Below are 12,372 nucleotides of genomic sequence, written 5' to 3' on the forward strand. Positions count from 1 at the left end.
CGACTGTGCTCGGTGATTGATCCGGGAGATCAGATCACCACTTGGCTAGATAGTTCCCCGATTTGTGCAACAAGGCCGTCTCAATAAGGAACGTCGAGATATGATTACATCCTGGAGAAAAGGTGACGATCTGCCTTCTGCGCAATCCCTATATTTGTTGTCACAGCCAAACACACCTAATGACGCCGCCAAAAATTCGAAAAACTGGGATCTGATCAAACCATTACTTTTTCTCGCCCGTTCAATTGATTTCATTAGGCGAGGCGAGCATGGTCGTGTACTTTTGACTGAAGCCAGACTTGCTTTATGGGGCGTAGAAAGTAAGGCCTATATAGATAAGGAAATCAGATTTATACAGGATGATTTATTGCAATCACTTGGTCCCGCAGGAAAGCTTATTGCTAAGCTTCAGTTAGGACTGATGCGTACCGTCGAGAAGACAGATCCAGAACAATATCGACGCATCATTCAAGAAGTCCGAGAGCTGATTAATGCATCAGAAAGGCTGCCGCATACTGGTTATTGGATTGACTGGCATGATGCACGATGGCACGTTTTCTCAGGAGATTTGAAGGCAGCCAATGGTCTGTATAAGAGCGCATTTGAAAAGGCCGCGTTTGTTGCTGGAGAAAATCAAAAGTATATCACCGAGGAAGCAATTGTCGTTGCAGCATGCCAACCAAATCCAGATAAGGTCTTTCTCAAGCAGATTAAGTGGATGCAAGTAATCTTTGGCTACGATATTCCATCAATAACGAGTTCAGAACCATCCCAGAAAGTATCGGACAACATTGAAGAATGGGAAATCGACCTTTGGCGATCAAGTTTTGATCGGATGTTTCCTAAAGCAGGCCTTTTCCCAGGGGTAGAATGTAAACCGTCGACGATAGCACGAGGCCCGTTGGTTTTTTTGCGGCCGTCAGAAATAAAACCGGATTATCGATCCAAACCGCACCATAAAAGTAGGCGATACTTGGCAGAGAGCCATGCCCCAACTTGTTTGGTTTGCGCTGAACGAAGATGTTGATGTTTGTCGAAAGCTTATTGAAAAGGGAGCAGATGTTAATGTTCAATCCGAGGTTGGGGACACACCGATTTTGATGGCCCTCGAGGCACTTAATGTCACTGAATTTAATGAGGCTAATGTTTTTTCCGGCGGTCCCCTATACCGCTCACTGAATGATGAAACTTTTAAATTGATCAGCAGCGTTTTACATGATGTAAAGACCATCAATACTAGGACTCAGAAGAAAAGATTACTGCCGATTATTTCAGCTGTCGAATCAGGTCGGTTTTACGTCGTTGCTGCTATTTTGGAAATGGGTGCAGACCCTAACGGCCGTGGAAAAACTGATGAGCAAACAGCACTAAATGTTTGCCTTAAGCTAATCGGCATATTGAAAGACCCAGAGCTGTGTAAAAAACACCAGACCTCAATGCTTGTGACGTCCGAAGTGCTGGATGCGATTCGGCGTCAAGCCCAAGGCCTATCGGGTTTTACTTTAGATCAGCAAAGACAGTCTCTAGAAAACCTCATCAATTCAGGTCTGTATGGACCTATTCAACAACGCTGCATTGATATCATGTATCAAAATATACACCAGAATATGGATGTAAGTGAGCTACGACGCATTGCTTCACTGTTAATCAAGAGCGGCGCCAATGTCAACGCCGAGCTCGCCAGTCCGCTTAAAGGATACACGCCACTGATGCTGGCCGTCGAAATGGATGAAAGGTCTATTTTTGAGCAGATGCTTATTTGCGGCGGCGATATCAAGAAAACCTACAAAGACCCAGAAACAGGTCGAGACATTTCTATTCTAGAGATCGCTAAGGATTTTAAATCAACAGGCGTTCTGCAGGTTTTGAAAGATATCTCGCCATATGCAACTGTCTTGCATCAGGATGGATGTGACGATGTACCTAATGGCAGTTGAATAGTGGGTGTATGTGTAAATTAAATCCATAAGTATGGTGCGGTGCCGGATGGGGTAGGGGTCTGGCTTGGGCACGACGAGATCAAACCGTGCCTGTAGATTTGGGCACGGAGGTGCCTTTTTTAGGCACAAGGCTAAAATGGGATTCGGATGAATCAATTCCTTTGAATAAGAAAAACTAATGCGACAGAAAGCAAAAATCCCGCTCGAGGGCGGGATTTTTTAGAATTTGGTGCGTCCTAGTGGACTCGAACCACCGACCCCCACCATGTCAAGGTGGTGCTCTAACCAGCTGAGCTAAGGACGCATATCAATTTTGGTGCGTCCTAGTGGACTCGAACCACCGACCCCCACCATGTCAAGGTGGTGCTCTAACCAGCTGAGCTAAGGACGCAAAGTCTTGTTAAATCGAATGTTCTCAAGATGAGAATGGTGCGCCCTAGTGGACTCGAACCACCGACCCCCACCATGTCAAGGTGATGCTCTAACCAGCTGAGCTAAGGGCGCACACCATAAGTAAAACTTATGACTTAGATGGTGCGTCCTAGTGGACTCGAACCACCGACCCCCACCATGTCAAGGTGGTGCTCTAACCAGCTGAGCTAAGGACGCATCACGAAAAGTGGTGGGTTTAATTGGATTCGAACCAACGACCCCTACCATGTCAAGGTAGTGCTCTAACCAACTGAGCTATAAACCCACTTCATAAACCGGGTTGAAAACCCGTTTTATCCCGCCAGCACTGCTGGCGTGGTCGGCATACTACCCATGGCCCCCAAGGCTGTCAACAAGGGACTTGCACAAAGGAGACTGTTTGCCCAGTTCTTGTGCAGCCTGTTGATTTTACAGGCGAGCCGCCCCAAAAGTGCGGCTCCCCGTGCCCCTGGCCGCGCCCTATTGCGCCCGGGAGAGGGCTGTGCAGGCCGCGGGGCTGGCGAAGCGGCCGTAGATGACGCGCAGCCGCGCGCCCAGCATCAGGGCGGCGGAGGTGAGACCGACGATGAAGCCTATCCAGAAGCCCTGCGGGCCCATGCGCGGTACCACCCAGTCGGTCAGCCCCAGGATCATGCCGGTGGGCAGACCCAGCCCCCAATAGGCGACGATGGTGACGTAGAAGATGGCCTGGGTATCCTTGTAACCGCGCAGGGCCGCCGCGGCCACCACCTGTACCGAATCGGAGATCTGGTAGATGGCGGCGAAGAAGAGCAGGGTGGCGGCGAGGCCGATCACCTGCAGGTCGTCGGTGTAGATCCCCGCGATGGGGTCGCGCAGCAGCACGGTGAGGGCGGCGGTCGCGGCGGCGACGCCCATGCCCAGCATCAGGCCGGTGCGGGCGGCGACCCTGGCCTGATCCGGTTGACCTTCCCCTATGTTGTGACCGACCCGGATGGTCACGCCGACACCGATGGAGAGGGGCAGCATGAAGACCAGGCTGGAGAAGTTGAGCGCAATCTGGTGACTCGCCACCGTCTCCGCACCGAAGGGGGCCAGCATCAGGGCCACCACGGTAAACAGGGTCACCTCGCAGAAGATGGCCATGGCGATGGGAAACCCCAGGCGAAACAGGCGCCAGATCCGGCTGCCGTTGGGGCGTGCCAGCTGGGCGAACAGGTTGATGTGCTTGAAGTGGGCAGAGCACTTCACATAGACGATCATCGCCAGCAGCATGGCCCAGAGCACGATGGCAGTGGCTACGCCGCAGCCGACGCCGCCGAGTTTCGGCATGCCGAAGTGGCCGTGAATGAAGATGTAGTTGGCGGGGATGTTGACCGCGAGCCCCACGAACCCGATCACCATGGTCGGCATGGTGTGGGAGAGCCCCTCACTGAAGTTGCGCAGCACCTGGAACATCACGAAGGCGGGCAGGCCCCACAGGATGGCGTGCAGGTAGCCGGCAGTCTTGGCCGCCATGACGGGATCCACGTCCATGAACTGCAGTGCCAGGGGGCTGAAGTAGAGTGCCACCATGGCGATGGGCGTGACGATGAGGGCGAGCCAGAAGCCCTGGTGCACGGCGGGGCGCACCTCGTCCTGCTTGCGAGCGCCGTTGAGCTGGGAAACGATGGGGGTGAGGGCCATGATGATGCCCTGCACCAGCAAGATGATCGGCAACCAGAAGCTGGACGCCACCGACACGGCGGCAAGATCCACGGCGCTCACCTGTCCCGCCATCACGGTATCGACGAAGTTCATGGCGATCTGGGCCACCTGGGCGACCAGAATGGGGCTGGCTAGACGAACGAGCTGCTTCGCCTCGGACCAATAACGTTGCACTGACACCTCCGAGTGGATCAGATAAAAGAGAAAGAGCGGGCAAGAGAGATGGGCTTTTGCCTCCTCGTCCTGAGGAGACAAGATGCGGGGGTGTCATTCTAGCCTGAAAAACCGCCAACGGGGAAGGTCGGCGGCAGATTTGTAGCCGGGATCAGGCGTCTTCGTGATCGCTGATCAGCAGGTTGGCCGCGGCATAGGCCGCCTGCTCGCGCAGATCCGCCGGTACCCGCTCGTCGGAGGCCACGGCGTTGAGCGCCCGTATGCTGGCGGCAATGGCCTGGGGCACATAACCCTGCTCACCGGAGCCAATCTGGTTGTAGGCGATGCGAATGGCTTCACAGCATTGATATACCTGCATTTTTGTTTCCTCGTTCAGTCTGGATTGATTGGGGTCACTATAGCGATCGCGCTTCTCCTTGTCAGCCGGCACCCTTGTCTTGCAAGGTGGCCGGGGGTAACCTGCCGACAATTTTCACAGCCTGGAGAGACTCATGTTCACCGGCATCGTACAAGGGACCGCCGAACTGGTGGCCATCGATTCACTGCCCAATTTTCGCACCCACGTGATCCGCATGCCGAGCCCGGCCTGGGGCGAGGGGCTGGCCCTGGGGGCCTCGGTGGCCCACAACGGCTGCTGCCTGACCGTCACCCGGGTGGAGGGGGATCTGGTCAGCTTCGATCTGATGCAGGAGACTCTGCGCCTCACCAACCTTGGGCAACTGGTGGTGGGTGACAAGGTCAACGTGGAGCGGGCCGCCCGCTTTGGGGACGAGATTGGCGGCCATGCCATGTCCGGCCATATCATGGGGACGGCCGAGGTGACCTCGGTCATCGACACCCCCAACAACCGCCAGGTGTGGTATCGCCTCGATCCTGCGCTTATGAAGTACGTGCTGACCAAGGGCTACATCGGCATCGACGGCATCAGCCTCACCGTGGGCGAGGTGCGCGCCAGCGAGTTCTGCGTCAACCTGATCCCCGAGACCCTGGCCCGGACCAACCTGGGCTGGGTCAAGGCCGGCTGGCGGACCAACATCGAGATAGACCCCCAGACCCAGGCCATCGTCGACACGGTGGAGCGGGTGCTGGCGGCGCGCCAGTAACCACCTGAGCGCTGCCCCCAGGGTTCGAAGAGGAGGGCGGCATCACGGGAAAGGCGCCCTCTTGTGGAAGAGGCGCCGCCCCAGAGCCTTGGAGACTTCTCTATGTTTGTCGTGACATTGACCTATGTGAAACCGCTGGCGGAGATCGATGCCCTGATCCCGGCCCACATTGCGTGGCTGGAGCGGCAATATGCCGCAGGCCATTTTCTGGCGTCCGGGCGTCGGGTACCCCGAGTCGGGGGCGTCATACTGGCGCAGGGCGTGAGCCGAGACGCCTTGGAGGCGATGCTGGCAGAGGATCCCTTCAAGCAGGCAGAGGCGGCCGATTATCAGGTGGTGGAGTTTGTTCCGACCATGACGTCGGCGAAGGCGGCGTGCTTGAGGGAGGCGTGATCCAGCCTGACGATGGCACCAGAACAAACGGGACCCACAGGGTCCCGTTTGTTTTTATCTGTGTCTGGACAGGGGAATTCAGAACAGCTGCTCGTCGTCGGCATCCACGAAGAGTTGCAGGCAGTCGCGGGCTTCATCCCGGTGCAGCCGCAGGTGGATGGGGTTGCAGCAGGCCATGCAATCTTCGTAGAACTCCTGATCCCCCTGGCTGGCATCCAGCTCGACCCGGGTGTGGTGGCCGCAGTGGGGGCAGACGATACGCTTGCTGGTGTACTCGATCATGGTGACCTCCTCGGGCCCGTGGGCCGTCTCTGTGCTCCTGCTGATTCTAGTCGCCACAAGGCGGCGCAACCGCGAGCAAGCGCACGTTTATGAGCGGGCTCAAGCGAGGCAGGAGGTCAGTCCGCCAGGGTGTTGCCTACTTGACCCAGCCGGCCAGCATCTCTGTGTTCAGCTCGGCAAGAGAGCGCAACTCGTGGTTGGCGATGGCCAGACGGGGATCGCCGACCAGCGCCGGGTCCGGCACGATCAGCGCCGTCATGGAGGCTGCCTTGGCCGCCAGCAGGCCGGTGAAGCTGTCCTCAATGGCGAGACAGTGCACAGGCTCGACGCCGAGCTTCTCGGCGGCGTGGATATAGACATCCGGGTGGGGTTTGCCAAAGCGCTCCACCTCGGCGGAGTGGACCGCCATGAAACGGTCCTGGATGCCGAGTTTGCCGAGCACCGCCTCGACCATGGCAAACGGTGAGGAGGTGGCGAGCCCGATCTTGAGCCCTTGGGCCTCGATGAGGTCGAGGGCTTCCAGCACCCCGGCCTTGGGCTGTCCCTCTTGCAGGATGAGCGCGATCACCTGATCCAGGATGCGCTGTACTACCTCTTCCTGGCTGGGGCTGCTCCAGGGGCGGATCCGGTACCAGTGGGCCACCAGCTGATCGATGCGCACCCCTATGGTGGAGTTGCAGTCCTCCTCGGTGTGGAAGTGGCCCAGTTCGGCGAAGACGGCCATCTGTGCCCGTTGCCAGAAGGGTTCCGAGTCGATCAGAACACCATCCATATCGAAGATCACGGCAGTTAACATCTTGTACTCCTGACATAGGTGAAGGGGGGATTATAAGCCTGGTGCTTCAATGGGAAAGGGGCAGTCACCTGCCCCTTGCGCCGGATCACGCAGATAAACGTTTGTTTTTGCGTGGTAAAGCGGATTGCCTAGAACAGTACTTCTACCCGGGCTGCCACCGTCTTGGCCTGCTCCACGGCTTCCTGGCAATCCTGTCCACGGGCGAGCGCCACCCCGAGGCGACGACGACCGGCGATCTCCGGCTTGCCAAAGAGACGCAACTGGGCACCCGGCACCAGGGCCAGTGCCTCGCCAATCCCCTGATAGCGGATATCCTGGCTGTGGCCTTCCCGCAGCACCACGGCAGAGGCGCTCGGACCGTACTGGGTGATGGTGCCGACGGGCAGCCCCAGGATGGCGCGCACGTGCAGGGCGAACTCGGAGAGATCCTGGGAGATCAGGGTCACCATGCCGGTGTCGTGGGGGCGGGGGGAGACTTCGCTGAACCACACCTCGTCACCCCTGATGAAGAGCTCGACCCCGAACAGACCGTAGCCGCCAAGGGCTTCGACCACCTTGGCCGCCACCTCCTTGGAGCGGGCCAGGGCCAGCTCGCTCATGGCCTGGGGCTGCCAGGATTCGCGGTAGTCGCCATCCTCCTGACGATGGCCGATAGGCTCGCAGAAGTGGATGCCATCGACGGCGCGCACCGTGAGCAGGGTGATCTCGTACTCGAAAGGAACGAAGCCTTCGACAATCACCTTGCCACGACCGGCACGGCCCCCCTCCTGGGCATAGGTCCAGCTTTCATCCAGCCTGGCGAGGTCGCGCAGCAGGCTCTGCCCCTTGCCGGAGGAGCTCATCACCGGTTTTACCACGCAGGGCAAGCCGATGGCCTCGACGGAGGCCACAAACTCCTCCTTGCTCTGGGCAAAGCGGTAGGCAGAGGTGGGCAGTCCCAGGGTTTCGGCGGCGAGGCGACGGATCCCCTCCCGGTTCATGGTGAGCTGGGTGGCGCGGGCATTGGGCACCACCTTGACCCCTTCCTGCTCGAGGGCGGCCAGGGTGTCGGTGGCGATGGCTTCAATCTCGGGGATGATGAGGTCGGGCTTGACCTCGGCCACCAGGGCGCGCAGGGCGGCACCATCCAGCATGTCCAGCACGCGGGCCTGGTGGGCCACCTGCATGGCGGGGGCGTTGGCATAGCGGTCGGCGGCGATCACCTCGATACCGAGCCGCTGCAGCTCGATGGCGACCTCCTTGCCGAGTTCGCCTGATCCCAGCAGCAGGGCGCGGGTCGCAGTGGGGCGGGTGGCGGTTCCAAACATCTGATCTCTCCTGAGGTCGGTGGTCAGCAGGGCTGATCCGGGTGAGCAAAAAAAGAGGCACGCATGGCGTACCTCAGGAAGTGGGTGGGTGGGCGCGCTGCTCCAGATGGGTGAGCAGGGTGATGGCGCCGATGATGATGGCCGCCCCCAGCCACAAGCGACCGGGGGGCGCCCAGCCAAATACCAGCCAGCCGGCCAGCACGTTCATGGGCAGCTTGGCAAAATCGAAAGGTTGCACGAAGGAGGCCTCCGCCACGCTGTAGGCGCGGGCGATGGACATCTGGGCCAGTGCCGACAGTACGCCCGAGGCGGCCACCAGCAGCCACTTGGTTTCGCTCGGCCACTGCCATTCAGGGATCGCCAGCATGGCGTTGAACGGGGTGCTGAAGACGAGCAGGTAGACGACGATGGTGTGGGACGACTCGCTGGCCGCCTGATAGCGCACCAGCAAGGAGTAGCCTGCCCAGAAGAGGGCGGCCGCCACCGGCAGCAGGGAGGCCAGGGTGAAGTCGTCGGTCCAGGGAGCCAGGATCAGCATGGCGCCCACAAACCCCGCCAGGGTCGCGAGAATGCGGGCCCGGCTCACCTGCTCTTTGAGAAAGAGGGCTGATCCCAGGGTGGCAAACAGGGGGGAGGACATCAAGAGCGCGATCCCCTGCCAGATGGGGACGGGGACCGCCAGGGCCCAGAGCCAGAACTGGATGCCGGTCACCGCCAGGGCGACCCGCAGCAGGTGCAGGCGCAGCTGGTTCGTCATCGGGGACTGGCGCAGACCGTGGCGCACCAGCCAGGGCAGCAGGCAGACCAGGGCGATCAGATATTGGTGAAAGGCGACCTGGGTCGAGGGGAGGCCGAGCGTGAAGCTGACATACTGGCTCAGGCTGTTGACGGCGGCGAAGCAGAGGCCTGCCACCATCATCCAGACGGCGCCGGCAAAGGGGGAGTGCCTGCGGGAGGAGGTCATGAGATCCGGATCACGTACAAAAAGTGCGGCGGATCATAACGGCAATCGTTTGTCATGCCAAGGGTGCGGAGTTTGATGAGCCCCTCTCTGCCGAGGAAATGCACAGACATCAAATTTTTTGAATGACTTGAGCATCTATTTTCGCTATCAGGCTTTAATGCCAGTCTTTATAGTGACCTCCATCGACAGCCTGGCTGTTCAATTGACAATCAAATGGAGTTTCACCATGGCCAATATCCTCGTTCTGAAGTCCAGCATCCTGGGCCAGTATTCCCAATCCAACGCCCTGATCGACGGCTACCTGGCCGAGCGCCAGGGTGACACCATCCAGGTACGCGATCTGGCGACCCTGAACCTGCCGGTGCTGGACGGCGAGCTGGCCATGGGCCTGCGTGGTGGCGAGAACCTGAACGAGCGTCAGCAAGCGGTGCTGGCCCAGTCCGACGAGCTGGTCGCCGAGCTCAAGGCGAGCGATCTGGTGATCATCGCGGCCCCCATGTACAACTTCAACATCCCGACCCAGCTGAAAAACTGGATCGATCTGGTGGCCCGTGCCGGCGTGACCTTCCGTTACACCGAGACCGGTCCGGTCGGCCTGGTGGAGAACACCCGCGCCCTGGTGGTCAGCCCCCGTGGCGGCATGCACGTGGGCAATGCCACCGACCTGGTGACCCCCTACATGCGTACCGTGCTGGGCTTCATCGGCATGACCGAAGTGGACTTCATCTATGCCGAAGGCATGGGCATGGGTCCGGAGGCGCAAGCCAAGGGGATCGAGCAGGCCAAGGAGCAGCTGGAAACCCTGGCTTACTGATGCGACTCGGGGCCTCCACAGTATCCTGAAACAACAACGCAGCCCTCGGGCTGCGTTGTTGTTTTTGGGCAGTCATCGCGCTCTGGTGTCGTTATTCGCGCAGGAAGTGGCGGCAGCCGCTGCCGACCATCAGAAAGACCGCCACGAGGGAGGCCAGCAGCAGGGTGGTGAGCCACTGCTCGGCGCTGGTGGGGACCTGGGGAAGGAAGAGGCTGATCACCAGCAATGTGCAGAGGGTGATCAGGCTGGTTGGTTGAATGAGGCGCATCATGGGTCATCCTTGGCTGCGGGTGGTGAACAAGAGGCTAACCGCGGTCTGTGACAACAAGATGTATCCATACCTCTTGCGAACATCAACGGACCGGGTAGCCACCACCTTAGCAGCTTTTGCCGACGGAGCCAGCGGCATGGGTTGTGATCCGGATCCCTATCTGAACTGCTTCTGATCTTCCTGATAGTGGAAATCGCCGCTGGCCAGCCTGGCGACCAGGGCCTCCTTGTCGAGATCCTGCGACCGGCAAAGATCATCGAGATCCTCGTAGTGATCACGCAGCTGCATGTTGACCAGGCTCAGCAGCATGTTGACATCCATGGTGGCAAAGTTGTTCAGCTTCATGAGGGTTGCTCGTTGTCCAGCAGGTGAAGTTGTTCGATGGCATCGCTGACGCTCTGCAGGTGCAGGCGAATGCTCTGACGCGCCTCGGCCGGTAGATAGTCGGTGAGGGTGTGCTGCCAGCTTCCCGCCTCCGTCTTGAGCTGCTGGAACAGGGTGAGCCCCGCCGGGGTGAAGGAGACCAGGCTGATGCGCTTGTCCTGCACGCTGTTCTCGGTGAACAGGATGCCTTTCTCCACCAGACGATGGATCTCGCGGGAGATCCGTACCTTGTCCATGCCGCTCGCCTCCACCAGTTCCTTCTGGCTGATGGGGTAGTGGGGGCCGAGCACCATCATCAGGCGCCACTGGGGCACGGTGAGTTGGTACCGCTGCTGATAAAACTGTTCAAAGGTATCGCGCACCATCTCAGCGGCGTGAACCAGCTGATAAGGAGGGTAGTGCGCGAGCAGCTCAATGATCTTCGACATATGACATCCTGCTGTGGCGGCTGCATCGGGTGCAGTTTCTCTTGATACTTTGGCCTTGATGATACGTAACACAGGGGCATTTGTCTGACCAGTCACCAGAAAAATGTGCGTTTGCGCACGTGTTCTGTCATCGAATCGGCAATTGGGGTCTCAACTGGCCTGCTTGCCCGCACTCTTTCGCAGCCATATCAAGGCGTTGTGGGTCAGCCAGGCCTCGCGACTCTGCAAGGCGTAGAGCGCCGCCTCGTCACGGCTGCCTCCCTGCCAGCGGCGAGGCTCCTGCTTGGGCAAGCGGCGCTGGCCCAGCAAAGTGGCGGGCACATGGGGATTGACCTCCATTGCCGCCGCCAGATGAGGGCGCGCCGCCGCTTCCCCTTCGCAGACAAAGCTCATCAACGCCTTGTTGTAAAGCAGCCAGCAGGAGGCTTCATCAAAGCGCACCAGCAGTTGTTGCAGGGCATCCCATTCCCCTTGCCAGGCATAGAGGGTGGAGAGGGGGTGGCGGCAAGCGGGCTCGTCGGCGCGACAGAGGGCGAGCAGGGCCAGGTACTCATCCCGTGCCTGCCCAAGCTGCCCAAGTCGCAGCAGGCAATCGGCTCGACCGGCCCTGGCCGCGATCAGAGGGCGTGCCTCGGGGACCTGCCAGCCATGGCCCGCGTGGGCTTGCCAGAATGCCTCATCGAACAGGAGGTTGGCATCGGCAATGATGCGCTCGAACCAGCCAAGGCGAGCGAGGGGATCGCGGCTCTCTGCCGCTAGCTCGAACCACTGCTGCCACTGGCGAGTCTGCTCGTTGTCCAGGGACGGGCTCTCTTCAGGCTCGGCCTCGTAGTGATCCTGGCCGAGCAGGAGGTTGAGGGCCGTCTTCATCTGCTGGCGTTGACGCTTGCAAAAATCGAGGAAGGGGGGCTCGCTGGCCGTAGCCTGGTGCAGCATCATGGCCATGGGCTTGTCGCGAAACAGGCAGAGCTCGGCCACCAGGCTGAAGCGATAGCGGGTCGCCGGATCGTTCAGGTCGGTCGGCGCCGGCCAGCAGGCTACCCCCTGACTGAAGCCATAGCTCCATTGGCCCAGAGGATGGCGCTTGTCAAACACCTGCTCCGGGTTGTCGGTAGAGAGGCGACACTGGCTCGGCAGGGCCAGCTGCGCGTCGTCGGCCTGGGCTTCCAGCTCGGCGATCAGGTGATGCAGCGCCTCGGCACTCTTCTCGTCCAGCGCCGCATCATGAGGCAGCAGGCCGGCCAGCGGATCTTGCCAGTCGGGGGCTACGGGCCCCGCCAGACGGGCGCACAGGAAGCCGTGCAGGGCGGGGTAACTCATCTCCTGCTGGCTGTGGGTCTGGATCCATCTTAAATGCGAAAGGGGACTCCCTCCGACGTAGGTGGGAGGGGAATTTCGCCGGGGCGTCAGCCCCGCTGG

The 12,372-nt window shown here is 59.6% G+C and carries 15 protein-coding genes and 5 tRNA genes; 5 read left to right on the forward strand and 15 right to left on the reverse strand.

The window, feature by feature from the left end; genetic code table 11:
* The first annotated feature begins 100 nt into the window (after positions 1 to 100).
* Entirely contained in the window at positions 101 to 1,027 is a 927-nt protein-coding gene (locus tag OKC30_RS16435; RefSeq protein WP_270809694.1) for a hypothetical protein, read from the forward strand.
* Positions 987 to 1,937, forward strand: coding sequence for an ankyrin repeat domain-containing protein (locus OKC30_RS16440; protein ID WP_270809695.1), 951 nt, complete (start codon positions 987 to 989; stop codon positions 1,935 to 1,937). Before OKC30_RS16435 ends, OKC30_RS16440 begins: the two co-directional genes overlap by 41 nt.
* Positions 1,938 to 2,167: 230 nt before the next feature.
* Here the strand turns inward: OKC30_RS16440 and OKC30_RS16445 are convergent.
* From OKC30_RS16445 to OKC30_RS16475, 7 genes are all read right to left on the reverse strand, one after another.
* Positions 2,168 to 2,244: transfer RNA gene (locus tag OKC30_RS16445), tRNA-Val, on the reverse strand.
* Positions 2,245 to 2,254: 10 nt separating this feature from the next.
* Positions 2,255 to 2,331, reverse strand: a tRNA-Val gene (locus OKC30_RS16450).
* 36 nt (positions 2,332 to 2,367) lie between these two features.
* Positions 2,368 to 2,444, reverse strand: a tRNA-Val gene (locus OKC30_RS16455).
* Between the two features lie 28 nt (positions 2,445 to 2,472).
* Positions 2,473 to 2,549, reverse strand: a tRNA-Val gene (locus tag OKC30_RS16460).
* A gap of 11 nt (positions 2,550 to 2,560) precedes the next feature.
* Positions 2,561 to 2,637, reverse strand: a tRNA-Val gene (locus OKC30_RS16465).
* Between the two features lie 194 nt (positions 2,638 to 2,831).
* Positions 2,832 to 4,211: an MATE family efflux transporter gene (locus OKC30_RS16470; protein WP_270666798.1), complete on the reverse strand. Its 1,380-nt coding sequence runs from the start codon at positions 4,209 to 4,211 to the stop codon at positions 2,832 to 2,834.
* Positions 4,212 to 4,362: 151 nt separating this feature from the next.
* On the reverse strand, positions 4,363 to 4,569 hold the full coding sequence (locus OKC30_RS16475; RefSeq protein ID WP_010674629.1) for a YaeP family protein: 207 nt from the start codon (positions 4,567 to 4,569) through the stop codon (positions 4,363 to 4,365).
* A gap of 133 nt (positions 4,570 to 4,702) precedes the next feature.
* Between OKC30_RS16475 and OKC30_RS16480 the strand changes: the two genes are divergently transcribed.
* Together OKC30_RS16480 and OKC30_RS16485 are read left to right on the forward strand one after the other, a co-directional pair.
* Positions 4,703 to 5,314: a riboflavin synthase gene (locus OKC30_RS16480; protein ID WP_039039091.1), complete on the forward strand. Its 612-nt coding sequence runs from the start codon at positions 4,703 to 4,705 to the stop codon at positions 5,312 to 5,314.
* Positions 5,315 to 5,416: 102 nt separating this feature from the next.
* Positions 5,417 to 5,707 (forward strand): YciI family protein, encoded by a 291-nt coding sequence (locus OKC30_RS16485; protein ID WP_029314482.1) that lies wholly within the window; start codon positions 5,417 to 5,419, stop codon positions 5,705 to 5,707.
* Between the two features lie 78 nt (positions 5,708 to 5,785).
* Here OKC30_RS16485 and OKC30_RS16490 read toward each other — a convergent pair whose 3' ends face one another.
* The 4 genes from OKC30_RS16490 to OKC30_RS16505 all read right to left on the reverse strand — a co-directional run bounded on the left by OKC30_RS16490 (position 5,786) and on the right by OKC30_RS16505 (position 9,056).
* Complete coding sequence (locus tag OKC30_RS16490) at positions 5,786 to 5,989, reverse strand: CPXCG motif-containing cysteine-rich protein (RefSeq protein WP_005336871.1); 204 nt, start codon at positions 5,987 to 5,989, stop codon at positions 5,786 to 5,788.
* Positions 5,990 to 6,125: 136 nt separating this feature from the next.
* Positions 6,126 to 6,785 carry a hexitol phosphatase HxpB gene (hxpB, locus tag OKC30_RS16495; protein ID WP_043155976.1) on the reverse strand — a complete coding sequence of 220 codons (660 nt, stop codon included), beginning with the start codon at positions 6,783 to 6,785 and terminating at the stop codon, positions 6,126 to 6,128.
* 128 nt (positions 6,786 to 6,913) lie between these two features.
* The gene (purT, locus tag OKC30_RS16500; RefSeq protein ID WP_052814503.1) at positions 6,914 to 8,092 is read right to left on the reverse strand and encodes a formate-dependent phosphoribosylglycinamide formyltransferase; all 1,179 of its coding nucleotides are present in this window, start codon (positions 8,090 to 8,092) and stop codon (positions 6,914 to 6,916) included.
* A gap of 73 nt (positions 8,093 to 8,165) precedes the next feature.
* Positions 8,166 to 9,056, reverse strand: a complete 891-nt coding sequence (locus OKC30_RS16505; protein ID WP_270666797.1) for a DMT family transporter — start codon at positions 9,054 to 9,056, stop codon at positions 8,166 to 8,168.
* Between the two features lie 226 nt (positions 9,057 to 9,282).
* On the opposite strand from OKC30_RS16505, the gene OKC30_RS16510 reads away from it, so the two are divergent.
* The gene (locus OKC30_RS16510) at positions 9,283 to 9,870 is read left to right on the forward strand and encodes an FMN-dependent NADH-azoreductase (RefSeq protein WP_270666796.1); all 588 of its coding nucleotides are present in this window, start codon (positions 9,283 to 9,285) and stop codon (positions 9,868 to 9,870) included.
* Positions 9,871 to 9,961: 91 nt separating this feature from the next.
* Here OKC30_RS16510 and OKC30_RS16515 read toward each other — a convergent pair whose 3' ends face one another.
* From OKC30_RS16515 to OKC30_RS16530, 4 genes are all read right to left on the reverse strand, one after another.
* On the reverse strand, positions 9,962 to 10,141 hold the full coding sequence (locus tag OKC30_RS16515) for a hypothetical protein (RefSeq protein WP_270666795.1): 180 nt from the start codon (positions 10,139 to 10,141) through the stop codon (positions 9,962 to 9,964).
* 156 nt (positions 10,142 to 10,297) lie between these two features.
* Positions 10,298 to 10,486 (reverse strand): DUF4250 domain-containing protein, encoded by a 189-nt coding sequence (locus OKC30_RS16520; protein WP_270666794.1) that lies wholly within the window; start codon positions 10,484 to 10,486, stop codon positions 10,298 to 10,300.
* Complete coding sequence (locus tag OKC30_RS16525) at positions 10,483 to 10,953, reverse strand: MarR family winged helix-turn-helix transcriptional regulator (RefSeq protein WP_010674639.1); 471 nt, start codon at positions 10,951 to 10,953, stop codon at positions 10,483 to 10,485. Before OKC30_RS16525 ends, OKC30_RS16520 begins: the two co-directional genes overlap by 4 nt.
* 150 nt (positions 10,954 to 11,103) lie before the next feature.
* A complete protein-coding gene (locus tag OKC30_RS16530; protein WP_010674640.1) occupies positions 11,104 to 12,273 on the reverse strand; it encodes a UPF0149 family protein in 1,170 nt (389 codons plus the stop codon).
* Positions 12,274 to 12,372 lie beyond the last annotated feature (99 nt).

It is taken from the genome of Aeromonas sp. QDB18 (assembly GCF_027705325.1).
Classification (GTDB): domain Bacteria; phylum Pseudomonadota; class Gammaproteobacteria; order Enterobacterales; family Aeromonadaceae; genus Aeromonas; species Aeromonas caviae.